Genomic DNA, 26,201 nt, shown 5'->3' on the forward strand with positions numbered 1-26,201 from the left:
GATGTTCTTAAACACCACTTATTGCTTCCGGTGCAGCCCGTCGAGTGCGCGGCGCGGCGCGATCCTGCCCGCGCCGGCCCGGGCCCGGCGATTGGCAATATGCCGTTTGCGGTCTAACTGCCCGGGAATTCAGGAAAGGGAAGCCAATGCTGCGCAGTGAAGATGGCCAGACGATCCGGCTCGAAGATTATCGGCCGACCGATTTCATCCTCCATTCGATGGACATGACGGTCCGCCTGTTCGAGGGCAGCGCCGAGATCGACACGCGGCTGGTGCTGGAGCGCCGCGACGGCGTGGCCGAAGATGTGCCGCTGGTGCTGGACGGCGACGAACTGACGCTGACCGGCCTCGTCCTCGACGGCACCGCGCTGGCGGCCGACGCCTACGAGGCGGCGCCCGAGCGGCTCACGGTTCGCAGCGTGCCGGCCCGCGACCGCTTCCTCCTCGACATCGCCACGCGGATCGTGCCCGAGGACAATACCAAGCTGATGGGCCTTTATCGCTCCAACGGCATCTGGTGCACCCAGTGCGAGGCCGAGGGCTTCCGCCGCATCACCTATTTCCTCGATCGTCCCGACGTGCTGGCGCCCTACAAGGTCCGCATCGAGGCCGACAAGGCGGCAGCCCCGGTGCTCCTGTCCAACGGCAACCCGGCCGAGAGCGGCGACCTGCCCGACGGCCGTCACTTCGCCGTCTGGGACGACCCGTTCAACAAACCGGCCTATCTCTTCGCCCTGGTCGCCGGCGATCTCGATTCCATCCGCGAGCCCTTCACCACGGCCAGCGGCCGGCAGGTGGATCTCGTCGTCCATACCGAGAAGGGCCGGGCCGGACAGGCCGGCTACGCCATGGACGCGCTGCGGCGCTCGATGGTCTGGGACGAGCGCCGCTTCGGCCGCGAATACGACCTCGACGTCTTCAACATCGTCGCCATCGCCGACTTCAACATGGGCGCGATGGAGAACAAGGGCCTCAACGTCTTCAACCACAAATACGTGCTGCTCGACCCGCAGACGGCGACGGATGGCGACTATGCCGGCGTCGAGACGGTGATCGCCCACGAATATTTCCACAACTGGACCGGCAACCGCATCACCTGCCGCGACTGGTTCCAGCTCTGCCTGAAGGAGGGCCTGACGGTCTATCGCGACCAGGAGTTCAGCGCCGACGAGCGCTCCGCCACGGTCCAGCGCATCGGCGAGGTCCGCAAGCTGAAGGCCCACCAGTTTCCCGAGGATCAGGGTCCGCTGCAGCATCCGGTCCGGCCGACCGAATACCGCGAGATCAACAATTTCTACACGGCGACCGTCTACGACAAGGGCGCCGAGATCGTCCGGATGATCGCCACCATCCTCGGCCAGGACGGCTTTCGCCAGGGAATGGACCTCTATTTCGAGCGCCATGACGGCGATGCGGCGACGATCGAGGATTTCCTCGCCTGCTTCGAGGCGGCCACCCGCGCCGAGCTCTCGCATCTGGCGGTCTGGTACAATCAGGCCGGCACGCCGACCCTGTCGGTCCGCGAGGAGTACGACGCGGCGGCCGACCGGCTGACCGTGACGCTCCGCCAGTCGCTGGCCAGGGGCGCCGCCGGTACCCGCACCGATCCCGTCCACATCCCGGTCCGCTTCGGCCTCGTCGGCTCCAACGGCCAGGACAAGGAGGCCACGCCCACCCACGGCGCCGATGTCGAGGGCGACGTCATCCATCTCACCGAGGCCGAGGAGGTCCTGGTCTTCGAGAATCTCGGCGAGAAACCCTATCTCTCCGTTCTGAGGGATTTTTCGGCGCCGGTGAATCTCGACTTCCCCCAGAGCGAGGCCGACCGGCTGGCGCTGGCACGGCTCGATCCGAACCTGTTCAACCGCTGGAGCGCCCTCAACGACCTGACGGGCGAGGCGCTGCTGCGCGCCTGCCGCGAAGGTGGCGCCACGGCCGCGGCCCCGCTGCCCCCGGAGATCGTGGACGCGGTTCTCGCCACCGCCGCCGACGCCGCTCTGGAGCCCGCCTTCCGAGCCCAGGCCCTGGCCCTGCCCGCCGAACCGGACATCGCGCGCATGCTCGGCCGCGACGTCGACCCGCAGATCGTCCACGAGGTGGTGCAGGCCGCCCGCAAGGCGATCGGCACCAGGGGCGTGCAGGTCTTCGAGCGTCTGGCCGCCGAGATGGCGACGCCAAAGGCGTTCTCACCGGACGCCGAGAGCGCCGGCCGACGGTCCCTTGCCAATGCGGCGCTCGCCTATCTGACGGCCGCGACGGGCGATCCGGCCGCAGCCGAGGCACAATATGCCAGTGCCTCGAACATGACCGACCGCCTCGCCGCGCTTGCTATTCTGGTCCATCGCTTCCCGGACGCGCCCGCCTCGCAGGAAGCGCTGGCGGATTTCTACCAGCGCTTCGAGACCGACGAACTGGTGCTCGACAAATGGTTCGCCCTTCAGGCGACGATCCCGCGCGTCGAGGCGTTGGACACGGCGATCACCCTCACCGGCCATCCGAAGTTCTCGCTGCGCAATCCCAACCGCGTGCGGGCCGTCCTCGGCACCTTCGCGGCGGCAAACCAGCTCGCCTTCCACCGGCAGGACGGGGCGGGCTACCGCTGGATCGCCGGGAAGCTGGTCGAGCTCGACCGCCTGAACCCCCAGATCGCGGCCCGGATTGCCACCGCTTTCCGGTCCTGGCGCAGCTTCGACGAGGCCCGCCGCGACCAGGCCGAGACGACCCTGCGTCAACTGGTTGAGACTCAAGGCCTTTCGACAGATCTTCGCGATATCTTGGGGAGGTCTTTGAAATGACTCGTCAATTCGTTGACTCCCTGATTTTGCCGCAATTGCGCGCTGGACAAGGTGATTCGCTTTTGCTCAATTGGTAATGATTCGGATCGGCGGCGTTTCGGATCGTTAAGATGCGGTTACGAGGGGTGAGCATGCGAGCGGACGCGTCCAACGCGCCGGCAGGCGGACTATTGTCTCGATTCGAGACCCTGCTGAATGCGCGAACCGAAATCGCAGGACATGCCAAGATGCTGGCGGCTCCGGCCTATCAGCAGCTTCTGCGGTCCGAGAAAATCCTCCGCCGCTCGATCCCCGTCCTGATCGTCTCCTTCCTGGCCCTGGCCGCGATCATCCGCCTTGCGACCCTGGTCGAGGAACGGATGACGCTGGAGGAATCGGCGGTCCGCGACCTGACCATCGCCACCGCCCTGATGCGCGCCGAGAGCTACGTCGCCGAGGCCAGTGGCGACGGTGTCTCGCTCGCCGAGGACCTCCTGGCCAGCGCCCTGCCCGACGAACTCCTGCGCCACGGCCGCTTCGCCGTGGTCAGCGACACTGACGGGATGATCGTCGCCGCCATGCCCGGCTACGAGAACCTCGTCGGCGCCGATCTCAAGCGCCTGATCGGAGAGCATCAGGAACTCCTGATGTTCGGCGAGCGGGCCGGCGTACAGGACACGCGCTTCGGCACCGAACCGGCCCTGGTCGCCAGTGCCCGCCTCGCCGACAATCAGGGCATCCTGACCTTCGTCCAGCGCGAGAGCGACCTGTTGTCCGAATGGCGGCATTCTGTCTCGGTGAACGTCACCCTCTTCGCGCTGACCTCGACCATCATGCTGGTCGTCCTCTACGCCTATTTCCGCCAGGCGACGCGGGCGCAGGACGCCGACGCGCTGTATCTGGAGACCCATCAGCGGGTCGACACCGCCCTGTCGCGGGGCCATTGCGGCCTGTGGGACTGGGACATCGCCCGCGGCCGCATGTACTGGTCGCGCTCGATGTACGAGATCCTCGACCTCTGCCCCAAGGACAGCGTCCTGGCCTTCGGCGACATCGCGCCGCTGCTGCATCCCGACGATGGCAGCCTGTTCGAGGTCGCCCGCCAGGTCGCCGCCGGCAAGATCACCAGCCTCGACCGCGTCTTCCGCATGCGCCATCGCAGCGGCAGCTATGTCTGGCTGCGCGCCCGCGCCGAGGTGTCTCGCACCGCCGAGAACGAGGTCCACCTGATCGGCATCGCCGTCGACGTCTCCGATCAGCAGGAACTGGCCCGGCGCACCGACGAGGCCAACACCCAGCTCAACAACGCCATCGAGAACATCTCCGAGACCTTCGTCCTGTGCGACAGCCAGGACCGTCTGGTGCTCTGCAACTCGAAATACCGCGAGACCTTCGGCCTGAGCGAGGCCGACGTCGCCCGCGGCACGCCGCTGGCCACCGTCATGGCCAAGGCCCGCAAGCCGATCGACAGCCATGCCGTGACCAGCCCGACCTTCGCCAGCGGCGAGCGGGCATCCGAGGCGCTGCTGCCCGACGGCCGCTGGCTGCTCCTGTCGGAGCGCCGCACCGGCGACGAGGGCTTCGTCTCGATCGGCACGGACGTGACCCAGCTCAAGCTGCATCAGGCGCGCCTGTCGGATTCCGAGCGCCGGCTGATGGCGGTCATCGACGATCTGTCGATCGCCCGGCGCGACGCCGAGCGCAAGGCGGTGCAGCTCACCGACCTGAACAAGAACTATGCCGTCGAGAAGGAACGCGCCGAGACCGCCTCGAGCGCCAAGACCACCTTCCTCGCCAACATGTCCCACGAACTGCGCACGCCCCTCAACGCCATCCTCGGCTTCTCCGAGATCATGCGCCAGGGCACCTTCGGCCCGATCGGCTGCCCGAAATACGGTGAATATGCCGAGGACATCCACCAGAGCGGCCATTACCTTCTCAAACTGATCAACGACATCCTCGACATGGCCAAGATCGAGGCCGGGCGTCTGGTCCTCAACCCCGAGACCATCAACCTCAGCGAGATCGCCACGGAGACCGGCAAGATCATCGAGGTGCAGGCCGACCAGAAGGCGATCCGCCTCGACACCGTAGTCCCGGAGCGCATGGAACTGACGGTGGATCGCCGGGCGACCAAGCAGATCGTGCTCAACCTGCTCTCCAACGCGGTGAAGTTCACCGACTCCGGCGGGACCGTGCGGATGAAGCTGCGCACGGTCGGCGACCATGCGCTGATCACCATCGCCGACAACGGCATGGGCATCCCCCGCTCCGCCCTGAAGAGCCTCGGCAAGCCCTTCGAGCAGATCGAGAACGAGCTGACACGCACCAACAAGGGCACCGGCCTCGGCCTCGCCATCGCCCGCTCGCTGGTCGCCCTCCAGGGCGGACGCATGCGGATCAGTTCGCAGGTCGGCCAGGGCACCATCGTCGCGATCCGACTACCGCTCGTACCCGACCCGGCACACGCGAACGCCCTGCACCAGGCAGCGGCCGTCGCCTGACGTCGTGCAAGGCAACGTCCTCGGGTGTCGCCCGCCTGGAATGCGCGCCGCGCCTCTCCTCCAGCCCGCCTTGGCGCCCGGCGCGCTATCCGGCCCGGGTCTTCGGATCCGCAGATGCCGCGTCCGTGTCGCCTGATGGCGGCAGCAGCGCGTTGAAGGCAAGCCGGACGCGCGCGGCAGTCTCGGCCAGGAGCGGCGCCACCGCGTCCGCTGCATCCAGATCGAGGGCCCGCGTCAGCCGGTCCGCGAGGCCCGGCGGCAGATCCTCGATGCGTTCCACCCCGCTCGGACCGAGCCGCAGGATCTGGATCACCGACGTATAGGTCCGCATCGCGCCGGGAAGGTCGATCGGCGCCCCCTCGGCATCGGTCGCGGCCAGGTCGGCGGCATCCAGCACCGTGACGGTCGGGCTGCCGAGGAGGACCGGATCGGCGCGGCCGGTCAGCAGCGCCCATTGGGCCAAGAACTCCAGGTCGATCAGCCCGCCGGGCACGAGCTTCAGGTCCAGCGGCCCCTTCGGCGGCTTCTCGCGATCGAGGCGTGCGCGCATGTCGGCCACGTCGCGGCTGGTGGTCGCCTCGTCCCGCGCCTCGCCCAGCACGTCGCAGATGGTCTGCGCGATCTCGCCGCGGAAATCCGCGTCGCCGGCGATCGGCCGGGAGCGGGTCAGTGCCATGCGCTCCCATGTCCAGGCATCCGTCGCCTGGTAGCGCCGGAACGAGTCGATGCGGGTGGCCAGCGGCCCCATGTTGCCCGATGGTCGCAGGCGGAAATCCACCTCGTAGAGGATGCCCTCGCGCATCTGCACGGTCAGCGCTGCGATCAGCCGCTGGGTGAGACGGGCAAAGTAAAGCCCGGTCGTAAGCGGCTTCTCGCCATCCGATTCCTCCACCGCGTCGGCATGGTCGTAGAGGAGGATGAGGTCGACGTCGGAGCCGGCCGTCAGCTCGCGACTGCCCAGCCGTCCCATGCCCAGCAGCGCCAGCCGCGCGCCGGCGACGCGGCCATGCCTCTCGGCGAAGGCATCGCCGACGGCTTTCAGCGTCGCGTCGAGCACGACATCGGCGATGCTGGAGAAGGCCGGCCCCGCCTCGGCCACGTCGACGACGCCGCTGAGCAGCCGCGCGCCAACGAGAAAGCGCTGTTCGGAGGCGAAGATGCGCAGCCGCGCCAGGATGTCCTCGTAGCCGTTCGCCTCCGACAGGAAGGTCGTTAGCCGCTCTGCCATTAGCTCGCTGTCGGGCACCTCGTCGAAGAAGGCCGGGTCGAGCAGCGCGTCGAAGACGTGCGGGCGGGCCGCGATCGTCTCGCGCAGCGCCGGCGCCGAGGTAATGATCAGCGCCAGAAGGTCGAGGATGCGGGGATTGGAGGCGATCAGCGAGAAGAACTGGATGCCTGCCGGCAGCCCCGCCAGGAAGGTGTCGAAGGCCGCGATCGCCCCGTCGGGATCCTTGGCGTTGGAAAAGGCCGCCAGCAGCATGGGCAGGCCCGAGGCGAGGCGTTCGCGCGCCGTCTCCGAGCGGGTCGAACGGTAGCGCCCGAACCCCCAGCCGCGCACGATGCGCGCGACGTCCTCGGGCCGGGAAAAGCCCAGCTCCGTCAGCCGGGCCAGCGCCTCGGGATCGTCCTCGCTAGACAGGAGCCGCTTGGACACAGCGTCCTCGCCGTCCCCGGCGTCGCGTTCGCGGCCGTCATTGAACAGGCTCGAATAATGCCGGTCGACCCGGCGCAGATGCGACAGAAGCGCCTCGGCGAAGGCCTCGCGGCTCTCGAAGCCGGCCAGTCGCGCGATCCTCTCCAGCCCCTCCTCGTCCTCCGGCAGGGTATGGGTCTGCTCGTCCGCCACCATCTGGATGCAGTGCTCGATGCGCCGCAGGAACCAGTAATCCTGAAGGAGGTCGCGCGCCGTGTCGGCGGTGATCCAGCTGCCCTCGGCGAGTCCCTGCAGCGCCTCGTCGGTGCGCCGGCTGCGCAATTGCGGCGCCCGGCCGCCGGCGATGAGCTGCTGGGCCTGGACAAAGAACTCGACCTCGCGAATGCCGCCGCGGCCCAGCTTGACGTTGTGGCCGCCCACCGCGATGTCGTCGAATCCGCGATGGCGGTCGATCCGGGTCTTCATCGCCTGGATGTCGGCGATCGCCGCGAAGTCGAGATATTTGCGCCAGACGAAGGGCGTCAGCTCCTGCAGGAACGCTTCGCCCGCTTCCCGGTCCCCGGCGACGGTGCGCGCCTTGATCATCGCGGCGCGTTCCCAGTTGCGCCCGCTTCCCTCGTAATAGCTCATCGCCGCGTCGGTGGAGATCGCCAGCGGCATGGCGCCCGGATCCGGGCGCAGCCTGAGATCTGTGCGGAAGACGTAGCCGTCGGCGGTGCGCTCGCCGACGATTCGCACCAGCCGCCGCACCAGGCGCGAGAAGGTGTCGACGGCTTCCGTCGGATCGGCGGCGACCGACTGCTCGGGATCGAAGAAGACGATGAGATCGACGTCGCTGGAATAGTTCAGCTCGTGCGCGCCGAGCTTGCCCATGCCGAGGACGAACAGGCCGCAGCCCGTCTCCGGGTCGGCCGGGTCGGGCAGGACGATCTTGCCGCTGCCGTGAGCAGACAGCAGGCAGAAGCGCAGCGCCGTCCCGATCGCCGCCTCCGCGAGGCTGGACAGGTCGGCGGTCGTCTCCGCCACGCTGGCCGCGCCGAACAGGTCGCGCAGCGCGATCAGCAGCGAGACCTCGCGCTTGATCAGGCGGATCGCGCTCATCAGCGCCGTCTCGCCCTGATCCTCCAGCTCCATCTCGCGCAGTTCGACGATCCGGGCCGCGATCCGCTCGCGCGCGGGCTGGTCGGACAGCGCGTCCAGCCATTCGGGATGCTGGAGCATCTGCGTGTTGAGATAGCTGGACAGGTCGAGCAGCGCGCCGAGCCGCGCGACATCGGGGCCGCCGCCTGCCAGGAATCCGCCCAGGCGCGTCAGCTCCTGCCCTGCCGCCGCCTTGGCCAGATCGGCAAGCCAGGCCTCGGCCTTGCCGGGATCGAGCGGCGACGGCGCGATGTCGCCGCCTATGCCGAGATCGGTCTCATGGTCTTGGGCCGTGTCCTGCTTCGCCATCGGCGATCGTCTTTCCATCCTGAGGAAACTCCAGGACCACTCTAAGGCCCGGGCCGGCATCCTCAAGCACGAGGCGGCCGCCATGGACCCGCGCGATCGCCTGGACCAGCGACAGGCCGAGGCCCGAGCCGGGGCGGGAGCGGCTCTGGTCGAGGCGGTAGAAACGCTCCAGCACGCGGAGGCGCTTGTCGGCCGGCACGCCCGGCCCGTCATCGGATACCGACAGCCGGCAGACGCCATCATGCAGGTCCAGGCCGACGGAGATCGTCGCCTCGCGGCCTGGCTCGACGCCATATTTGAGGGCGTTGTCGATCAGGTTCGACAGCGCCTGGGCGATCAGTTCGCGGCTCACCGAGGCCTCGACCGGCGGGCTCGGCGAAAAGACCAGTGCCGCGCCAACCTCCTCGGCGAGGGGCTCGTAGAGTTCGCACACATCGGCGACGATTTCGGCAACGTCGACCCGTGTCTTCAGCACCGGATGGGAGCCCGCCTCGACCCGCGAGATCATCAGCAGCGCGTCGAAGGTGCGGATCATCTGGTCCGCCTCGGCGATCATTCCCTCCAGCACGACGCGCGTGCCCGCTGCATCGACATCGGCGGACAAGGCCGCCTCGGCGCGGTTGCGCAGCCGCGTCAGCGGCGTCTTCAGATCATGGGCGATATTGTCCGAGACCTGCCGCAGCCCTTCCTGCAGGAGCGCGACGCGGGCCAGCAGCGTGTTGAGATTGTCCGACAGCCGGTCGAATTCGTCGCCGGTGCCGGTCACCGGCAGCCGCTCGGTCAGGTCGCCGGCGAGGATGCGCGCGCTGGCACCCGACATGCGGTCCAGGCGCTGCAGCGCCTGCCGCCCGACGAGGAACCAGGCGAACAGCGCCGCCCCGCCCATCAGGGCAAAGGCCAGGATCAGCGCACTGCGCACGATCTGGCGGAAGCGCTCCTGCTCGGTCTGGTCGCGGCCGACCAGGACGCGCATGCCATTGGGCATGCGGACGACCTGGGCGATCGCCAGATGATAGCGGTCGCCAGGATCGTCGGCGAACCGTTCGTAGCCGAAGGGCTGTTCGGTGAAGCCGCCCTCGTCGAGAACCCCAGCCTGCAGGCTTTCCACGTTGCCGGCGAGTATCCGCCCCGTGGCGTCGGTGACGAGATAGAGCGAGGCGCCCGGCTGCCGCGCACGGCGGTCGATGGTGCGCACCAGCCCGGCGATTCCCGCGGCGTCGTAGATCTGCGCGATCTCGCCGATTTCCTCGTTGATCGCCGCCCGGCTCTGGTTCTGCAGGATGCTCGACGCGGTGGCGGTGACGTAGAAGACCAGAATCACCGCGGCGATCGAGAAGAGCAGGAAATACACCGCCGACAATCGGACGGCGGTCATGCGCATCAGGGCCTTCAACCGCTCCATGGCGGCTTACGCGTCGCTGCGCATGATGTAGCCCGAGCCCCGCACGGTATGGAGCAGCGGCGTGTCGAAGTCGCGCTCGATCTTGGAGCGCAGGCGCGAGATATGCACGTCGATGACGTTGGTCTGGGGGTCGAAGTGATAGTCCCAGACGTTCTCCAGCAGCATCGTGCGGGTCACGACCTGGTTGGCGTGCTTCATCAGATATTCCAGCAACCGGAATTCGCGCGGCTGCAGGACGATCGTCTTGCCATTGCGCCGCACCTCGTGGGACAGGCGGTCGAGTTCCAGGTCGCCCACCTTGTAGGCGGTCTCGACGTCCTTGCCGCCGCGCCGCCGCCCCAGCACCTCAATCCGCGCCAGCAGCTCCGAGATCGCGAAGGGCTTGGCCAGATAGTCGTCGCCGCCGGCCCGCAGCCCGGTGACGCGGTCGTCCACCTGCCCCAGCGCCGACAGGATCAGCGCCGGCGTCTCGTTGCCCTTTTCGCGCAGGCCGGAAATGATCGACAGCCCGTCGCGCCGCGGCAGCATGCGGTCGACGATCAGCACGTCGTAGCTGCGGCTGTCGGCCATGTGGAACCCGTCGTCGCCGTCGGCTGCGTGCTCGGCGACATGACCGGCCTCGCGCAGTGCCTTGACCAGGTAGGCCGCAGCTTCGCTGTCGTCTTCGATGATCAGGATGCGCATGGGGTTCGACGACGTCGCAGGGCTCGGGGAGAGGGACATGGCGATTTCTTCTATGTGAACCAGTCGGCGCAAAAGAAAAGCGGCGGGACCGGACGTGCCGGACGAAAGCCGGGCGCGTCGGTCAGCCGCCGCCGATGAGAGTGGCGGGGGCGAAAGGCCCCGCCGTCAGGTTGTGATCAGCTCTTGGCGATCGGCAGTGCGACGAAGCGGTTTTGGCCTTCGGTCTCAAGCTGGAACAGCGCTGCCTTGCGGCCGGACTCGGCCGCCGCATCGATGGCCGCCTGCACGTCCTTCTGGGACTCGACCGTCTTGCCGTTCACCGCAATGATGACGTCGCCTGCCTTGATGCCCTTCTCGGAGGCCGAGGAATCGGGCGTCACGTCGGTGACCACGACACCCTCGCCATCCTCGGACGGGGTCAGGGTCAGGCCGTAGCCCGAAAGCGATGACGGATCGACCGGAACGCTGGAGCCGCGGGCCGAGGCAGCTTCGTCGAGGTTGGACAGATTGCCCAGTTCGACCGAGATGTCCTGCGACTCGTTATCCCGCCAGACGGTGACCTCGACCGTGGTGTCCGGACGATAATTGCCGATCATGCGGGCGAGTTCGCGCGGGCCCTCGACTTCCGTGCCGTTCACCGCTGTGATCACGTCGCCGGTCTTGATGCCGGCCTTGGTCGCCGGCGTGTCGGTGTCCGGCAGGGTGACGATCGCGCCCTGCTCCTTGTCCAGGCCGACCGCCTCGGCGATGTCGTCGGTCACCGGCGCGATCTGCACGCCCAGCCAGCCACGCTCGACATTGCCATCCTCGCGCAGCGACTGGATCACGTCCTTTGCCACCGAGGCCGGGATCGCGAAGGCGATGCCGACATTGCCGCCCGACGGGGAGAAGATCGCCGTGTTGACGCCGATCACCCTGCCGTTGAGGTCGAAGGCCGGACCGCCGGAATTGCCGCGGTTCACCGCGGCGTCGATCTGCAGGAAGTCGTCATAGGGGCCGGCGCCAATGTCACGGCCGCGCGCCGAGACGATGCCCGCCGTCACCGAGCCGCCGAGGCCGAACGGATTGCCGACCGCCACGACCCATTCGCCGATGCGCACGGCGTCATCGTCGCCGAACTCGACATAGGTGAACGTGGTGTCGTCCTCGTCGACCTTGAGCAGCGCGAGGTCGGTGCGCGGATCGGTGCCGATCAGCTCGGCGTCGTATTCCGTGCCGTCATCCATGACGACCGTGTACTCGCTGCCGCCCTCGACCACGTGGTTGTTGGTTACAACAAACCCGTCGTCGGAGATGAAGAAGCCCGAGCCCTGGCCCATGCGGCTCCGCGGCTCGCTGTCCGGGCGCATTCCGTTCGGCATGCCGTCGCGGCCGGGCACGTCGAAGAAGCGGCGGAGCGGATGGTCTTCCGGCAGGCTCTCGAAGGGGCTGGCCATACCGCGACCATTCGACATGGCCGGCATCACTTCCTGGGTCACGCGGACCGAGACGACGGCCGGGGAGACCTTCTCCACCACGTCGGCGAACCCGAAATTCTGCACCGGTGCGTCGACCTTCACCGGCTCGGCGAACACCGGCACCGTGTTGCCGACGACGCCGGTCAGCGCGACGCTGGCCACGCCTGCGGCCAGGACGCCGGCGATCAGGCCGCTGCGCTTCGTCTTGTTTGCATCGTTCCGCATTGGAAACCCTCTTCGATTGGTCTTCGATCCCTATGACGCCGGACCGAATCCGGCGCCATCGATACGAGCCAATCTAGGGGTCGCCAGATTACGGGACCTTTTCTGGCGCGTGACATCTTCGTAAGGTTCGAAGATCGCACCGGCGCGCGATCAGTCGCGGGCGCGCACCACGTCGGCGATCGCCGCTTCCTCTTCCGGCGAAAGCGCCGTCGGGGTCGTGGCCTTGCGCCGGCCGCGCACGGTGACGATCGCAAATCCCACCCCGGCCAGCAGCACCACGATCGGCGTTCCCCACAGCGCCAGCGTCGCCCAGTCGAAGCGCGGCTTCAGCAGCACGAACTCGCCGTAGCGCGAGACCAGATAGTTGATGACCTCGTCGTTGGTGTCGCCGGCGACCAGGCGCTCGCGCACCAGAAGCCGCAGATCCTTGGCGAGATCGGCGTCGGAATCGTCGATCGACTGGTTCTGGCAGACCAGGCAGCGCAGCCCCGCCGACAGGTCGCGCGCGCGCGATTCCAGCGCCGGATCGCTCAGCACCTCGTCGGGCGTGACCGCCAGGACCGGACCAGTCGCGGGGCCCCCAGCCATGACGAGGACGGCCAGGGCCAGGCTCGCGGCAAGAGACCGCCAGCCCCTCATGCCCCGGCTCCCGCACCCGAGGCCAGGCGCTTGCGGCTGCGGGCCGGTGCGCCGACGCGCAGGCGCCGGTCGAACAGCGAGACCGTGCCGCCGGCCGCCATGAAGATCGTGCCGATCCAGATCAGCGTGATCAGCGGCTTGTACCAGATGCGCACCACGATCGAACTGCCGTCCGGCGACGGGTCGCCAAGCGATATGTAGAGCTGCGAGAACCAGCGCGTATGGATGCCGGCCTCCGTCGTCGGCATCTGCCGCGCCGGATAGAACCGCTTGGAGCTTTCCATCGTGCCGGCATCGAGGCCGTCGCGGCGCAGGGTGAAGGTGCCCACCTGCTCCTCGAAATTGGGGCCCTGGCGCTGCTGCACCCCGTCGTAGCGGATCTCGTAGCCGCCGGCCTCAGCCGTCTGCCCGGCCCGCATCGTCGTCACCGTCTCGGTCTCGAAGGCCGAGGCCGTGATCACGCCCAGCACAGTGACGCCGAGCCCGAAATGGGCGAGCACCGTGCCGAAGGCCGACCGCGGCAGGCCGCGCAGCCGCGAAAGGCCGGTGCGCCAGCCGACCTTGGCGAAATTCGCCCGCACGAAGAGATCGGTCAGGCTGCCGGCCATCAGCCACACCGCCAGGCCGAAGCCCAGGGCCGCCAGGATGCGCGTGCCCGAGGTCAGCGCCACGGCCACCAGGATGGTCAGCATTGCCGCGCCGATGGCGAAATACAGCCGCTGGGCCGCCGCCAGCAGGTCGCCGCGCTTCCACGCCAGCAGCGGGCCGAAGGGCACGGCGAACAGCAGCGGCACCATCAGCGGGCCGAAGGTCAGGTTGAAGAACGGCTCGCCGACCGAGATCTTGGCGCCGCCCACCACTTCCAGCAGCAGCGGATAGAGCGTGCCCACCAGCACCGTCGCGGCCGCCGTGGTCAGGAAGAGATTGTTGACGACCAGCGCCCCCTCGCGGCTGATCGGAGCGAACAGGCCACCTGCCTCCAGCGACGAGGCCCGCAGCGCGAACAGCGCCAGCGACCCGCCGATGAACAGGCAGAGGATGGCCAGGATGAAGACGCCGCGCTCCGGGTCGACGGCGAAAGCGTGCACCGACGTCAGGACGCCGGAGCGCACCAGGAACGTGCCCAGCAGCGACAGCGAGAAGGTCAGGATCGCCAGAAGGATCGTCCAGATCTTCAGCGCCGATCGCTTCTCCATGACCAGCGCCGAATGCAAGAGCGCGGTGCCCGACAGCCAGGGCATGAAGGAGGCGTTCTCCACCGGGTCCCAGAACCACCAGCCGCCCCAGCCGAGCTCGTAATAGGCCCAGTAGGAGCCCATCGCGATGCCGGCGGTCAGGAACACCCAGGCCACCAGCGTCCACGGCCGCACCCAGCGCGCCCAGGCGGCGTCGATCCGCCCGTCGATGAGGGCGGCAACGGCGAAGGAAAAGGAGATCGAGAAGCCGACATAGCCGAGATAGAGCAGCGGCGGATGGATCGCGAGGCCGATGTCCTGCAGGATCGGATTGAGGTCCTGCCCCTCCATCGGCGCCGGGATCACCCGGGTGAACGGGTTCGACGTGATCAGGATGAACAAGAGGAAGCAGACCGTGATCCAGGCCTGCACCGACAGGACGTTGGCCTTGAGGCTGGCCGGAAGGTCGCGGCCGAACAGGGCGACCAGCGCGCTGAAGAGGCTGAGGATCAGCACCCACAGCAGCATCGAGCCCTCGTGGTTCCCCCACACGCCGGTGACCTTGTAGAGCATCGGCTTTTGCGAATGGGAGTTCTCGAAGACGTTGAGAACCGAGAAGTCCGAGGTGACATAGGCCGCCGTCAGCGCCGAGAAGGCGATCATCAGCAGGACGAAGCCGCCGGTCGCGGCGATGGGGCCGGTCTCCATCAGGCGGGCGTCGCCGGTGCGCGCGCCGATCGCCGGCAGCACCGACTGCACCATCGCCAGAGCCAGCGACAGGATCAGCGCGTAATGGCCGATTTCGACGATCACGAGCCGGCCTCCGGAGTCGCCGTCATGGACACGGGCGTCGTGTCGCCGCCGACCATGCCCTTGCCGTCTTCCCACAGGCCGCGGGCCTTGAGGTCGTCGACGACCTCCTTCGGCATGTAGTTCTCGTCATGCTTGGCCAGCACGGTGTCGGCCATGAAGATCCGGTCCGGACCCAGCGTCCCTTCGGTGACCACGCCCTGTCCTTCGCGGAAGAGGTCGGGCAGCAGGCCCGTATAGGCGACCTCGACGCTCTGCAGCGTGTCCGTGACCTTGAAGCTGACATGCTGCGAGCCGTCGCGCACGACCGAGCCGGCCTCCACGAGGCCGCCGAGCCGGATGCGCTGGCTGGCCGCCGGCGCCTTGGCGACGATGTCGCTGGGCGAGTGGAAATAGGCCACGCTGTCGGACAGCGCCGTCAGGACGAGGGCCGCCGCGCCGCCGATGACGACGAGGATCGTGGCGATCGAGGCGAGGCGTTTGTTCTTGCGGGTCATTGTGTCTGCGTCTTTCCCTCGGCGGTCAGCCCAAGCTCGTCGCCGAAAGCGGCGATTTCCCGGCCGGCGGCGGATTCGGGGGCGAAGGTTTGGGTCGCCGTACGATAGGCCGCTCCCGCGGCGTCCGCGTCACCCAGAACCGTATAGGATCGGATCAGCCGCTTCCATCCTTCCACATCGTCGGGGTTGCTTTCCAGCCGGCTCGCAAGCTGCGACACCATGCCCTCGATCATCGCCCGGCGATCGTCCGCCGCCATCTCGGCGGCCGCGGCGATATCGGCCCCGTCCGGACCCTGGGCCGGCGCCGTCTGCGCCAGGGGCGCCGTGCCGGCGGCCGGCGCCGCGTCTCCGCGCGCATCGGCGATCGCCGCATTGGCGATTTCAAGCCAGGGCGCGTCGGGCGGGCTCATCTCCACCAGCCGAGTCCAGGCGGTCGCGGCCTCGTCCCGGCGCCCTTCCTGCGACAGGTTCAGGGCGAGGAAGAACCGCGCCGGCAGATGATCGGGATTCTGCGCCAGGGCGCGCTCGAACGCCGCCGCCGCCTCGTCCGTCACGTCGCCCCCGGCGATCTGGGTCAGCGCCTCGCCAAGCCCGCTTTCGCGCGCGGCCGAGGCTCCGTTCAGGCGAATGGCATTGCGGAAGGCTGTCGCCGCGTCCTCGGTGCGGCCGATCCGCAGATAGATCGGCGCCAAGACGTCCCAGCCGCGACCGTCCTCGGGCTCGGCGCGCAGCCGCTCCTCGGCGCCGGCGATCAGGGTCTGGATGTCGCCGGGTGCGCTCGCCGGGGCGCGCCGCTCGGCCAGCGGCAGGTCGGGACGCCCGCCCCCGCCGAATTCGGCATACAGCGCGACCGATACGAGCGGCACCAGGATCGCCACCGCCGCCATGGTGGCCAGCATCATCGGCCGTTTCCAGGGCGCGGCACCCGCCTCGCCCTGGGCCTTGCCGCGATCGGCCGCCCGCAGCAGGCGCCGGCCGATCTCGGCCCGCGCCGTTTCGGCCTCCGCCGGCGCCATGGCGCCGCGCGCCACGTCGGCGTCGAGTTCGCGCAGCTGCGCCGCATAGACTTCGACGTCGTGCTCGGCCCGGCTGGCGAGGTGGACGGGCCTGGACCGCAGCAGCGGCCACAGGGCGAGAAGCGTGACGGCAGCCGTCATGACGGCTGCGATAAACCAGAAGATCATGCCATCCTTATACAAACGGCGGCTGCGAAACGAAACGCGGCCCAAGGTCTCGCCGGCGCCCGCTTCGAACGTCGGCCTGCGGCTCGTGTCAGGCCCCGGCCGCTCGGTTCAACGACGGCCACGCGGGCAGACATCATACGACCGGCTTCCACAAGCCATCGGCTGTCCGGCAGGCGGTGCCGACAGCCTTGATCGCCGGCGACTCGCCCTGGAACACATGTGAATAGCCGCGGCAGTCCTGCGAGCCGACGCGGTAGAGTTGGGTCGGCACGACCTCGCCGCTGTAGCCATCGGCCTTCCACGCTACCGGCTGCCCGGCCATGGCGAAGTTCAGCGCCTGGAATTCCGCCTCCAGCGCCCGCGCGCGCGCATCGTCCGGCAGCGTCCGGCCCACCGGGTCCTGCCCGATCAGACCGCCTTCCATGGCGGCCACGCCGGCGGTCGGCGGCAACAGCGTGCCGCCCCCCAGCCCCGCACTCAGGCAGCCCGATACGGGCAGCGCCAGAACGGGAATCAGGAGCTTCAAGACAATGCGCATATGATCCATCCGAATACCGCAGGCCCGCCGCAAGACTGCGCCAGGGAAGCCCGCCGGAGATCATGGGTCTTGGCCGGCATGTCAAGCGTCGATCCCGCCCAGGGCGCGGGGAAGCGTCACCGTCGCCTTCAGCCCGCCCAGGTCCGAACGGCCGAGATCGAGCGCGCCGCGATATTCGCGCACCATGTCCAGGACGATGGAAAGGCCGAGCCCGCTGCCCGGCGTCGCCTCGTCGAGGCGGGTGCCGCGCTTCTTGGCCTCGACGATCTCCTGGGCGGTCAGCCCCGGCCCGTCATCCTCAATGATCATGCAGAAGCGGTCGACGCCCAGCGGCTCGACCGAGACGCGAATGCGGGCCTTGGCCCACTTGCCGGCATTGTCGAAGAGATTGCCGGCGATCTCCTCCAGGTCCTGCCGCTCGCCGGCAAATACCAGATTTGCCGCATCGTCCGGATCGAATGCCAGGTCGATGCCCGGATTCAGCTTGGCGACCACCCGCACCAGTCGCTCCAGGGTCGGGGCGACCGGCGTGCGGAACACGCCGCCCTCGCTCTGGGCTGCGACCCGTGCCCTATCGAGATAGTGCTGCACCTGCCTGCGCATGCGTTCGGCCTGGTCGCCGATCACCCGGCCGCGTTCGCTGCCCATCCCGCCCGCCTCATTGACGAGAACGGCGATCGGCGTCTTCAGCGAATGCGCCAGATTGCCCACCTGCGTGCGCGAGCGTTCGACGATGCGGCGATTGTTGTCGATCAGTGCGTTCATCTCGACGGCCAGCGGCTCGAGCTCGATCGGGAATCGCCCCTCCAGCCGCTCGGCCCGGCCCGTCCGCACGTCGCTCAGCGCCCGGCGCACCGCGCGCAGCGGCCCCAGGCCGAACAGGATGGCGAGACCATTGACCAGCACCGTCCCGACGCCGACGGCGCCCAGGTACAGCGTGAGCGTGCGGTCGAACTGGTCGATCTCCGCGGCCACCACGCTGGCATTGCCCATCACCCGGAAGCGCGCCGCGTGATTCTCGCTGTCGAGCACGACTTCGGTCTCGATCACACGCAAGAGTTCCCCGTCGAGCCCGCCCGCATCGTAGCTGCGCCGGTAGGCCGCGTCGAAGGGCACCTCGGCAGTGGCGGCCGGCGGAACCGCCAGGATTCCCAGCGAGCCGGAACTCAGGCGTCCCTGCGTATTGGCGCTGGCCGGCACGACTTCCCAGTACCAGCCTGACAGCGGCTGCAGGTAGCGCAGGTCGCCGAGGTCGGGCGAGCCGGACAGATAGCCGGAATCGCTGACGCTGACGCTGTTGACGAGATTGTAGAGTTGCGCCGTCAGGAGGTCCTCGAAGCCCTTGCGCGCCGTGCCCTCGTAGAGCGTCGAGATCAATCCGCCGGCCACCGCGAAGGCGACGATCGCCCAGAGGCTGGAAAGGACGATGACCCGTGCGGTGAGGGATCTAACCGCCGGAGCCGCCATCATGCATCCTGTAGCCCTGCCCGCGGACGGTTTCGATCAGCTCGGCGCCGCCGAGCTTCTTGCGCAACCGTCCCACGAAGACCTCGATCGTGTTGGAATCGCGGTCGAAATCCTGGTCGTAGAGATGTTCGATCAGCTCGGTGCGCGAGACGATCTGGTCCTGGTGGTGCATCAGATAGTCGAGCAGGCGATATTCGTGCGAGGTCAGCTTCAGCGCCGTGCCGTCGAGCGTCACCCGCGCCGCGCGGGTATTCAGCCGCAGCGGGCCGCAATGGATCTCCGAGGAGGCATGGCCCGCGGCCCGGCGGATCAGGGCGCGCAGGCGTGCCAGCACCTCCTCCACATGGAACGGCTTGGTGACGTAGTCGTCGGCCCCTGCGTCGATGCCGGCGACCTTGTCGCTCCATCGGTCCCGCGCCGTCAGGATCAGCACCGGCATCGTGCGGCCGTCGCGCCGCCAGCGCTCCAGGACGCTGATGCCGTCCATCACCGGCAGGCCGACATCCAGCACCACCGCATCATAGGGTTCGGTATCGCCGAGAAAATGCCCCTCCTCGCCGTCCATCGCCTTGTCGACCACGTAGCCGGCGCCATTCAGCGCCTCCACCAGCTGGCGATTCAGCGTCTGGTCGTCCTCCACGACGAGTATCCGCATGCGGGTCGTCCCCTCTCTGCACTGTACAGGCCCCGTGCGAGCCCGACGTCGGCCTGCGTCGGCCGGACGCAGCGCCACTTAATATCACGGACGGATCGTCACCGTCGTCTTGCGCGGCCGGCCACCGTCCGTTCCCGGCACCAGCACCGTCACCACGCAGACCGTCTGGCCATTCTCGGTGCGCGTCGACACCGACAGCACGTCGCCGCCGGTCTGGGCCGCGGCCTTGGCACCGGCGCCCGAGCAATCGGCCTGGGCCAGGTGGATGAGGCCCTCCGCGACCGGCGCGGCCCGCCGGACCTCCTGCGACCGGTCACCCGGCCCGTCCCGCGCGACGACCGGCCCACCAGCAAAGGTAAGGGCAGCAAGGGAGACGAGGATGATGGTACCAATTCGGGTCATGGATTGCCCAGCTAGACAAAGACGCCACCGGCGATGGACATGGCAGCCGGCCCCTTCCTAGCAAGGTCTGGCTGAACCGCCCATGAATGATCCGATGCAAGACGCTGATTTTGTCACCGTCTTCGTTCCCAAAGACACGCCGCCATGCGCCCGTCGGGACGCATGGCGGTCCTGACAGATCCGCTTTGCTTAGCGCAAGGTCTTCTGCGCGGCCAGCCGGACGAGGATCGCGATCACCGCGCCGATCGCGGCGGCGCCGTTGGTCAGCGATAGGATCAGCGTCTCGCTGGTCCCCTCGTCGATCTCCACCCCCGCTCGTGTCGGCGACGATCGCGACATTTCATAGTCTCGTCCGGCTCCATCGTCTCACCTCGTCAGCGTCGCGCCAGGGCGGTCGGGAAAGCGGTGCATCAGCGCGGCCAGCGCCGCGCGCTTCGGTGGTTCGCCGGCAGCTGCACCGAAGGACGCGAGGGCGGCGGCCAGTTAGCGCGGCTGTCGCCGCCCAGAAGGCGCGCGGCGACAGCCGCAGCAGGCCGAGCCCCGCCTGCATCGCTTCGGTCCAGGGAAAGGCCGTGCCGGGCGCCGGGCGATCCGGCACGGCGCTCAAGGGTTTGGCGGCAGCGGCTCCGTGTCGCGGTCCGGCGCGCCAAAGGCCGCCGCCAGAAGCGCCGCGGCCACCGCCGCCGCGCCAGCCGCCCCGCCCTCGATCCGCATCGCCGCCACCTCGGCCTGGCTGGCGTCGCTGCCGCCGCCACGCAGGCCCGCGGCCAGGATCCGCGACAGGTCGCGGGCCGACAGCCGTCCGCTGCCGAAGCGTTCCACGAGCCCGGCCAGGCTGTCCGCGGCGAAGGCGTCTTCCAGTTCGGCCAGCGCCCCAGCGTCAGGCAGAGCGTGCGCTCCCGGCCGTCGATGACCGCCGGCACCTCGCCGCGATGGCGATTGACGGCCACCGTCAGACCGCCGCGAAGATTAGCGCGCCGGCCGATTCCAGCGTCGCCTCGAAGGTGATCTCGCCGTCGTGCTCCCCGGCATATTCCAGCGCGGTCAGCTGGAACGGCCCGGTGATGGTGCCGAATTCCGGGATCGCCACTTGGAAGGGCACGATCTCGCCGCCGAAGAACACCTGCCGGAGGCTGGCGTCCGAGGCAGCATCCTTGAAGATCCCCGATCCCGACAGCGAGGCCCGCTGCACGCCGGCGCCGCCCAGCAGTTCCCGCCAGCGCCCGGCGCTCTCGGCATCGGTGATCTCCACCGTCTCGGCGTTGAAGGCGATCCGCCGGGTTCGCAGCCCCGCCACGGTGACGAAGCTGCCGTCGCGGTTCTCGTCCATCTTCAGGAGAAGGTCCTTGCCTCTCTGCGCAACCATTGGCGTCGTCCTTTCCGCCCGGATGCCGGATGCACCGGCCAAAGAAAAAGGCGGCCCGTCAGGACCGCCCTTGGCGATGTCTTATTGGTGCCGGCGCGCGCGGCGCCGAAAGCCGTCAGGCCATGGGTTCGGTCACGGCCCGGAACCGCAGGATGCCGTGATAGGTCGCCGAATCCGGCTCCTGCCGCGCCTCGGCGAACTGCAGCTGCAAATTGACCAGATGGTGGCCTTCCATGGGCAGATGCGCGTCATTCAGCCGCCCGGCCACCTTGTCCATGATCTCGTAGGTCTCGGCCTTGCCGCCGCCCTTGGCCCAGACATGCAGCGTCAGGATGTGCTCGGAGCCATCCTCGGTACCGGTGGACCAGTCGACTACCGCCGACCGCCCCAGCGTCAGATAGGGAAAGCTCGCATGGTCCGGCCGCCGGTCGAATACCTTCGGCCCGCCCAGCAGCGAGGTCAGCGAAGGGTCGGACGTCAGCGTCTGGAAGATCGTCGTCTGGAGTTCGGCACTGGGATGCGGCATCTCACCCTCCGGGCTCACGGGATCCTACAGTTCGATATATGGCGTGCGTTCGCTACCGCCAGCGGTTGTGACCCCGTATTTCGCTCTTCGCGCACACGTGATCGCAGCACCCCGCCGGATCAGCCCGCCGAGTGCGTCGGTCCAGCTTACCGTGTGTCGTCGCCCTCGCCCCGATCGAGACGCTCGTCCCAGCCGACATGCAGCGGAATGCGCGAGGTCGACGGCCAGTGACCGCCCTGCACCGCAGAGGGCCGACGGCGCCGCGCATGCGCGGCGCGCACCAGCCGTTCGAGCGGCAGGCGGCTGCGCAGCCGCCGGCCGCTCGAACGGCTGGTGCGCGCCGCGCCTGCGCGGCGCGCCCCCGCCGTGGGCGCGGCCGGGGGCCGCGCCGCCGCCGGATCTGCACCGAGACGCGCATCAGGCCTCCTCCTCGCAGCGGCATATCTGGAAGCGCATCATCTCGTCCGGATCGTGCACGGAGCGGATGACGAGGCGCCGCCCTGCAAGGCTGAAGGCGCGCCCGCGCTGCACGTCCGCGCTCCAGCGGCAGATCACCCGGTGGGTTATCGTCGCCTCCTGCCGGTCGAAGCGCTCCCGGGCCGTCACAGAGACCGGCTCCACATGCACCGACAATTCCCGTACTTCGTTCCACACCGTCGCGGCACCGCCGGCCCCATCCGGCACCGGCGCGGGCACCTGCAGCACGGCCCGCTTGCGCAGCAGCCCGGGATCGAGGAACAGCGGCGCCATCAGATCCGCACCCGGCGATAGGGCGCGATCAGCGACCGCGCCAGGTCGGCAGCACCGCCGGCTGCTGCCCCGGATCGACCGCCGCCCGCGTCTCGTAGGACGCCGCCACGATCACCAGCAGCCCGGTCAGCAGTGCCTGCGGCACCGTGCCGGCCGCAAAGCCGACCTCGAACTCCACCTCGACACCATTGACCGCGGCCGCCCGCACCGCGGGCGAGACCCGGATCGCCTCCACGCCCAGCGCCCGCTCGACGATCGCGTCGGCCGCGTCGAACATCACCGGCACGCCGCCTAGGCGTAGGCGGTCACCACGGTGATCGGGCCCAACGGCCGGCGCGCGATCTCCACCGGCCGTCGGCCGGCACCGGATCGAGCGCCAGGCGGAAGGCACGCTGCACCAGCACCAGCCCGGTCAGCGCCTCGATCGTCTCGCGGGCCGCCCGGATCAGCCCGCCGATCAGGCCATCCTCGTCGTCGCGGTCGATCCGCGCCCAGGCCTTGGCCTCGGCCTCGGCCTCGGCCACGCTCGCCGGTTCCCCGGCATCGCCGAGCCCGAGATCGATGATCGTCATGGTTTCCCTCCGCCAAGGCGAAACGGCCGGGCGCTTGCCCGGCCGTGATCCGTCCCGTCACAGCCCGCTGGTCAGGCGGCGAAGTCGAGGAATTTGGCGGCGTCGAAGTCCTGGATGCCGCCGCCCACCCGCTTGGTGGCGTAGAACAGGACGTAGGGCTTGGCCGAATAGGGATCGCGCAGCACCCGCACGCCCTACCGGTCGACCACGAGGTAGAAGCGCGCGTAATCGCCGAAGGCGATCGCCTTGGCATCGGTCGCGATGTCCGGCATGTCCTCAGCCTCCACCGTCGGAAAGCCCATTACCGTCGCGCGCGCACCCGCCCCGGCCGGCGGCTGCCACAGATAATTGCCGTCGCCGTCCTTCAGCTTGCACGCTCGCCTGCGTCCTGCGGTTCATCACGAAGCTGGCGTTCTGCCGATAGCCCGCCTTCAGCGCATAGACCAGGTCGAGGAGGCTGTCGGCTGCCTCGCCGGGCGCAAAGCCGCCGTCGGCGCCGGTGCCTACAGTGCCCACCGAGCCCCAGGACCAGGCGCTCTCGTCCACCGTGGGATAGGTCATGAAGCCCTTCGGCTTGGCAATGCCGTCGCCATTGACGAAGGCGGCGCCCTCCTGCGCGGCGAAGGCCTGCTCGACCTCGTCGCCGATCCAGCGGTCGATATCGACGGCCGCGTCGTCGAGCAGCGCGTTGGTCGCGGCCGGCATGGCGTAGAGTTCCATCGTCGGGAAGGCGAGTTTGGCAAGCTGCGGCGCATTGGTCTGCGGCCGCGCATCGGTCTCGCCCACCCAGCCGGTCTGGGCGCCGTCGATGGCGAAGGGCTTCTTCAAGATCGCAGGGGATACGGTGCGCACCGTCGCGATCGCGCGGATCGGCGAGATCGCCGCCAGCCGCCGGCCGATCTCCGTTTCGGTCTCGTCCGGCACCAGGAAGCCGCCATCGGCGCCCGTCAGGCTCGACATCGCCTTCGCCTCGAGCCGGCGCAGGCCCTGCTCGTCGCCGCCGCGCACATAGCGCTCGAAGGCGCTTCTGTGCTCGCTCGGCCCGGCGGCGGGCCGGCGGTCGCCCAGGGCCGGCCGGGCCTCCTTCAGGAGCAGCCGCTCCACCCGCCGCTCCTGCTCGTCGAGGGTCTTCGAGATCCGGTCGACCTTCTCCTCGGTCAGGACGTCGGCGCTCATGCGCGTCTCGATCTCGCTCAGGCGTTCGTCATTGGCCTCGCGAAAGCTCTCGAACGCCTGCATGAACTCCTGGAAGGCCGCTGCGGCCTCCGGCGCAGGCGCCTTGGTTTCGAGGGACGGTTGAAAATGGTCGCTCATGCGTCGTTCTCCGTTGGTCTGCTCGAGGGATCGATGGTCAGGCGGTGGCCGGACGCCGGTGGCGCAACAGGGCGCCGCGGTCGGCTGCGGCATGCGCGGCCGGGTTGGCGCGCCCGGCTCGATGATGTCGCCGGCCAGGTCCGTGTCGCCGAAGATCGCCGCATAGCCGCGGATCAGCCCGTCTTCGCGGGGCGCCAGCCGGGCGGCCACCGCGCCGCTCATCGCTTGCTCCACGGCCGCGCCCCGCCGCCGCGAAACAGGCCGTCGGCAAAGCGCGACAGCACGCCGAGCGCCCACCAGGCAGACAGGCTCGCCGACGCCGATCCCATCAGCGCCAGTTCCAGCGCGCTCAACGTCTGGTCGAGATCGAGATGGTCGGCCAGCATCAGCCCGGCCGGCGGGCCGAACACCACGCCGGTCACCATCCCGATGAGAAAGCGCGACGCCGCCTCGCGCCGGCCGCGCGGCAGCAGATAGGCGACCGAGATCGCCGACCCGGCCACCGCGCCGAGGATGAGCGCCAGAACGGATACGGGTTCGACGTTCATCGGGCACCTCCACGGCGTGTGCGCACCGGCCCGCTCCCGCGGACCCGTGTCATGTCGTTCGAATGCAGGAAGGCGCACGCCGGCGATCACCGGACCACGTTCCGGCATCGCTCGGCGCCGCCGCTGCAGCGCGAAAACGCAGGTGGCGGGCAGCACGGGATCGCTGGGCGGCACGCGAGCGCCGATGGGCGGGGCGACAGCATCTGCCCGAAAACCGGACGCGATGACCGGACCGCCCGATGCGCGGATTCAATGGGTCAAAGTCTGCCTTGTGCCCCTGTCAGACGCTCTATCCGATCCACCAGAGCAAGGCGCCCCAGAACACGAGGCACAGGAGCAGGAGGATCAGCCCGGCTCTGGCACAGCCGATGGCTCCATCGTCGTCGTCCACCGTCGTCTCCTCTCGCGGTCGTCGCACAGGGACACTGCAACGGCGAAGCGGCGCGAGAAGGATGCCGGGATGGTGTCCCCGGTCATTCCTCTCCCGGTGGTTAGGAGGGCGTTAACGCAATGTGACGGATTCGTGGGATCGCGCCCCACGCTCACCCCTCGGCGCCCTACCCCACCGCCTCGCGCTTTTCCGACCGGGACAGGAAGTCCGCCGCGCCGACGCGCGCCCACAGCGCCTCGCGCTCGGCGCTCAGCCCCTCCACCCGGTCGAGATCCTGCGCCAGCCGTAGCCCAGGGGCGGCGAAGTGGCCGCCCAGCCACGCGCCGAGCGCCCCGGCCAGGCGGCTCGCCAGCGGCAGCACCGTCAGGCGGAAGAAGGCGCGGTTGGCCTCGGCATAATTGGCATAGGTCAGGTCGCCCGGGATCCCGAGCAGCATCGGCGGCACGCCGAAGGCCAGCGCGATGTCCCGCGCCGCGCCGTTGCGCGCCTCGATGAAATCCATGTCCTTCGGCGACAGCGCCATCGCCTTCCAGTCGAGCCCGCCTTCCAGCAGCATCGGCCGCCCGGCCCAGCGCTACGCCGCATTGTGCAGGTCGAGCGCCGTCTACGCCGCGGCCAGCGGCGAATAGCCGGCCGTCTCGGCCAGCGGATGAAACAGCCGCACGTGCAAAAGCGTCGCCGGCCGCTCGCCGATCCCCTCGGCGGCAATCCGGCGCACGGCGTGCCCGGCCCGGTAGTCATAGGCCTCCGGCCAGTCGTCGCCGGCCTCCACGATACGCACCCGGTCGGGCCTCAGCGCGTGCAGCGCCCGGATCTCGCCGTCGATGCCGCTCGCCTCCAGATAGGCGTTGCCCGACAGCAGCAGATTCCCGCACAGGGTCTCCACCAGGCTCTGCCCGTCGCTGGCCGGGTTCGGCCGGCGCAAGAGGTCGAGGATCGGGTGCGCCGCCACCTCGCGGTTGCCCTCTTAGAGCAGCATCGGGATCGCCGCCGCGGTCTCGGAAATCAGCCGGACCGAGCGATAGACCACCGGGTTCTGCATGAAGCCGGCCCGCGCCAGCCCATCGTAGCTGCGCTCGCTCCACTCGCCCGGACCGCCGCCGGAAAACACCAGTGCGCCACCCGCATACCCGACGTCCTTGCGCTCTCCCGGGGCCGCCGGACGTGCATCGCCGTCCGCGCCACCGAACCAGCCGGCGATCACAGCTTTCAAGCTCA

The 26,201-nt window shown here is 68.9% G+C and carries 21 protein-coding genes and 3 pseudogenes; 2 read left to right on the forward strand and 22 right to left on the reverse strand.

The genetic code is table 11. From position 1 onward, the window contains the following. The first annotated feature begins 149 nt into the window (after window positions 1-149). Together pepN and VQ042_RS10290 are read left to right on the forward strand one after the other, a co-directional pair. Window positions 150-2,795, forward strand: coding sequence for an aminopeptidase N (pepN, locus tag VQ042_RS10285; RefSeq protein WP_331818923.1), 2,646 nt, complete (start codon window positions 150-152; stop codon window positions 2,793-2,795). Between the two features lie 227 nt (window positions 2,796-3,022). After that, entirely contained in the window at window positions 3,023-5,278 is a 2,256-nt protein-coding gene (locus VQ042_RS10290; protein ID WP_331818827.1) for a PAS domain-containing sensor histidine kinase, read from the forward strand. A gap of 85 nt (window positions 5,279-5,363) precedes the next feature. On the opposite strand, the gene VQ042_RS10295 is transcribed toward VQ042_RS10290, so the two are convergent. The 22 genes and pseudogenes from VQ042_RS10295 to VQ042_RS10400 form a co-directional block, all read right to left on the reverse strand. Then, on the reverse strand, window positions 5,364-8,381 hold the full coding sequence (locus tag VQ042_RS10295) for a bifunctional [glutamine synthetase] adenylyltransferase/[glutamine synthetase]-adenylyl-L-tyrosine phosphorylase (RefSeq protein ID WP_331818828.1): 3,018 nt from the start codon (window positions 8,379-8,381) through the stop codon (window positions 5,364-5,366). Then, window positions 8,350-9,783 carry a sensor histidine kinase gene (locus VQ042_RS10300; RefSeq protein WP_331818830.1) on the reverse strand — a complete coding sequence of 478 codons (1,434 nt, stop codon included), beginning with the start codon at window positions 9,781-9,783 and terminating at the stop codon, window positions 8,350-8,352. Before VQ042_RS10300 ends, VQ042_RS10295 begins: the two co-directional genes overlap by 32 nt. 6 nt (window positions 9,784-9,789) lie before the next feature. Beyond that, window positions 9,790-10,467 carry a response regulator transcription factor gene (locus tag VQ042_RS10305; protein ID WP_331818925.1) on the reverse strand — a complete coding sequence of 226 codons (678 nt, stop codon included), beginning with the start codon at window positions 10,465-10,467 and terminating at the stop codon, window positions 9,790-9,792. A gap of 176 nt (window positions 10,468-10,643) precedes the next feature. Next, entirely contained in the window at window positions 10,644-12,149 is a 1,506-nt protein-coding gene (locus VQ042_RS10310; protein WP_331818832.1) for a Do family serine endopeptidase, read from the reverse strand. Between the two features lie 150 nt (window positions 12,150-12,299). Beyond that, window positions 12,300-12,788 carry a cytochrome c-type biogenesis protein gene (locus VQ042_RS10315; RefSeq protein ID WP_331818834.1) on the reverse strand — a complete coding sequence of 163 codons (489 nt, stop codon included), beginning with the start codon at window positions 12,786-12,788 and terminating at the stop codon, window positions 12,300-12,302. Further along, window positions 12,785-14,776 carry a heme lyase CcmF/NrfE family subunit gene (locus tag VQ042_RS10320; protein WP_331818836.1) on the reverse strand — a complete coding sequence of 664 codons (1,992 nt, stop codon included), beginning with the start codon at window positions 14,774-14,776 and terminating at the stop codon, window positions 12,785-12,787. Before VQ042_RS10320 ends, VQ042_RS10315 begins: the two co-directional genes overlap by 4 nt. After that, entirely contained in the window at window positions 14,773-15,270 is a 498-nt protein-coding gene (gene ccmE, locus VQ042_RS10325) for a cytochrome c maturation protein CcmE (protein ID WP_331818838.1), read from the reverse strand. The genes VQ042_RS10320 and ccmE overlap by 4 nt, the downstream gene beginning before the upstream one ends. Next, the gene (gene ccmI / locus VQ042_RS10330; protein ID WP_331818840.1) at window positions 15,267-16,454 is read right to left on the reverse strand and encodes a c-type cytochrome biogenesis protein CcmI; all 1,188 of its coding nucleotides are present in this window, start codon (window positions 16,452-16,454) and stop codon (window positions 15,267-15,269) included. The genes ccmE and ccmI overlap by 4 nt, the downstream gene beginning before the upstream one ends. A 133-nt stretch (window positions 16,455-16,587) precedes the next feature. Further along, window positions 16,588-16,992 carry a hypothetical protein gene (locus VQ042_RS10335; protein ID WP_331818842.1) on the reverse strand — a complete coding sequence of 135 codons (405 nt, stop codon included), beginning with the start codon at window positions 16,990-16,992 and terminating at the stop codon, window positions 16,588-16,590. Window positions 16,993-17,073: 81 nt separating this feature from the next. Continuing rightward, window positions 17,074-18,462 (reverse strand): ATP-binding protein, encoded by a 1,389-nt coding sequence (locus VQ042_RS10340; protein WP_331818844.1) that lies wholly within the window; start codon window positions 18,460-18,462, stop codon window positions 17,074-17,076. After that, window positions 18,440-19,114 carry a response regulator transcription factor gene (locus VQ042_RS10345; RefSeq protein ID WP_331818846.1) on the reverse strand — a complete coding sequence of 225 codons (675 nt, stop codon included), beginning with the start codon at window positions 19,112-19,114 and terminating at the stop codon, window positions 18,440-18,442. Before VQ042_RS10345 ends, VQ042_RS10340 begins: the two co-directional genes overlap by 23 nt. Window positions 19,115-19,198: 84 nt before the next feature. After that, window positions 19,199-19,516 (reverse strand): hypothetical protein, encoded by a 318-nt coding sequence (locus VQ042_RS10350; RefSeq protein WP_331818848.1) that lies wholly within the window; start codon window positions 19,514-19,516, stop codon window positions 19,199-19,201. Window positions 19,517-19,856: 340 nt separating this feature from the next. Continuing rightward, window positions 19,857-20,066 carry a hypothetical protein gene (locus VQ042_RS10355; RefSeq protein ID WP_331818927.1) on the reverse strand — a complete coding sequence of 70 codons (210 nt, stop codon included), beginning with the start codon at window positions 20,064-20,066 and terminating at the stop codon, window positions 19,857-19,859. Window positions 20,067-20,119: 53 nt separating this feature from the next. Next, window positions 20,120-20,466, reverse strand: a pseudogene (locus VQ042_RS10360) (gene transfer agent family protein). A gap of 2 nt (window positions 20,467-20,468) precedes the next feature. Continuing rightward, complete coding sequence (locus tag VQ042_RS10365) at window positions 20,469-20,882, reverse strand: phage major tail protein, TP901-1 family (RefSeq protein WP_331818850.1); 414 nt, start codon at window positions 20,880-20,882, stop codon at window positions 20,469-20,471. Between the two features lie 115 nt (window positions 20,883-20,997). Continuing rightward, complete coding sequence (locus VQ042_RS10370) at window positions 20,998-21,408, reverse strand: DUF3168 domain-containing protein (RefSeq protein WP_331818852.1); 411 nt, start codon at window positions 21,406-21,408, stop codon at window positions 20,998-21,000. Window positions 21,409-21,825: 417 nt separating this feature from the next. Then, window positions 21,826-22,158: a phage head closure protein gene (locus tag VQ042_RS10375; protein ID WP_331818854.1), complete on the reverse strand. Its 333-nt coding sequence runs from the start codon at window positions 22,156-22,158 to the stop codon at window positions 21,826-21,828. A gap of 28 nt (window positions 22,159-22,186) precedes the next feature. After that, a complete protein-coding gene (locus tag VQ042_RS10380) occupies window positions 22,187-22,438 on the reverse strand; it encodes a hypothetical protein (RefSeq protein WP_331818856.1) in 252 nt (83 codons plus the stop codon). 25 nt (window positions 22,439-22,463) lie between these two features. After that, entirely contained in the window at window positions 22,464-22,730 is a 267-nt protein-coding gene (locus VQ042_RS10385; protein ID WP_331818858.1) for a head-tail connector protein, read from the reverse strand. Between the two features lie 71 nt (window positions 22,731-22,801). After that, window positions 22,802-24,044, reverse strand: a pseudogene (locus tag VQ042_RS10390) (phage major capsid protein). Window positions 24,045-24,262: 218 nt separating this feature from the next. Beyond that, window positions 24,263-24,592, reverse strand: a complete 330-nt coding sequence (locus tag VQ042_RS10395) for a DUF6107 family protein (RefSeq protein WP_331818860.1) — start codon at window positions 24,590-24,592, stop codon at window positions 24,263-24,265. 557 nt (window positions 24,593-25,149) lie between these two features. Next, window positions 25,150-26,187, reverse strand: a pseudogene (locus tag VQ042_RS10400) (phage portal protein). Window positions 26,188-26,201 lie beyond the last annotated feature (14 nt).

Origin of the sequence: Aurantimonas sp. A2-1-M11, assembly GCF_036549475.1 — a bacterium.
GTDB lineage: Bacteria > Pseudomonadota > Alphaproteobacteria > Rhizobiales > Rhizobiaceae > Aurantimonas.

Coding starts and splice junctions, on each gene's coding strand:
- VQ042_RS10290 (WP_331818827.1), top strand. CDS start 3,023: ATGCTGGCGGCTCCGGCCTATCAGCAGCTTCTGCGGTCCGAGAAAATC.
- VQ042_RS10295 (WP_331818828.1), bottom strand. CDS start 8,381: ATGGCGAAGCAGGACACGGCCCAAGACCATGAGACCGATCTCGGCATA.
- VQ042_RS10300 (WP_331818830.1), bottom strand. CDS start 9,783: ATGGAGCGGTTGAAGGCCCTGATGCGCATGACCGCCGTCCGATTGTCG.
- VQ042_RS10305 (WP_331818925.1), bottom strand. CDS start 10,467: ATGCGCATCCTGATCATCGAAGACGACAGCGAAGCTGCGGCCTACCTG.
- VQ042_RS10310 (WP_331818832.1), bottom strand. CDS start 12,149: ATGCGGAACGATGCAAACAAGACGAAGCGCAGCGGCCTGATCGCCGGC.
- VQ042_RS10315 (WP_331818834.1), bottom strand. CDS start 12,788: ATGAGGGGCTGGCGGTCTCTTGCCGCGAGCCTGGCCCTGGCCGTCCTC.
- ccmE (WP_331818838.1), bottom strand. CDS start 15,270: ATGACCCGCAAGAACAAACGCCTCGCCTCGATCGCCACGATCCTCGTC.
- ccmI (WP_331818840.1), bottom strand. CDS start 16,454: ATGATCTTCTGGTTTATCGCAGCCGTCATGACGGCTGCCGTCACGCTT.
- VQ042_RS10335 (WP_331818842.1), bottom strand. CDS start 16,992: ATGCGCATTGTCTTGAAGCTCCTGATTCCCGTTCTGGCGCTGCCCGTA.
- VQ042_RS10340 (WP_331818844.1), bottom strand. CDS start 18,462: ATGATGGCGGCTCCGGCGGTTAGATCCCTCACCGCACGGGTCATCGTC.
- VQ042_RS10345 (WP_331818846.1), bottom strand. CDS start 19,114: ATGCGGATACTCGTCGTGGAGGACGACCAGACGCTGAATCGCCAGCTG.
- VQ042_RS10350 (WP_331818848.1), bottom strand. CDS start 19,516: ATGACCCGAATTGGTACCATCATCCTCGTCTCCCTTGCTGCCCTTACC.
- VQ042_RS10355 (WP_331818927.1), bottom strand. CDS start 20,066: ATGCAGGCGGGGCTCGGCCTGCTGCGGCTGTCGCCGCGCGCCTTCTGG.
- VQ042_RS10365 (WP_331818850.1), bottom strand. CDS start 20,882: ATGGTTGCGCAGAGAGGCAAGGACCTTCTCCTGAAGATGGACGAGAAC.
- VQ042_RS10370 (WP_331818852.1), bottom strand. CDS start 21,408: ATGCCGCATCCCAGTGCCGAACTCCAGACGACGATCTTCCAGACGCTG.
- VQ042_RS10375 (WP_331818854.1), bottom strand. CDS start 22,158: ATGGCGCCGCTGTTCCTCGATCCCGGGCTGCTGCGCAAGCGGGCCGTG.
- VQ042_RS10385 (WP_331818858.1), bottom strand. CDS start 22,730: ATGACGATCATCGATCTCGGGCTCGGCGATGCCGGGGAACCGGCGAGC.
- VQ042_RS10395 (WP_331818860.1), bottom strand. CDS start 24,592: ATGAACGTCGAACCCGTATCCGTTCTGGCGCTCATCCTCGGCGCGGTG.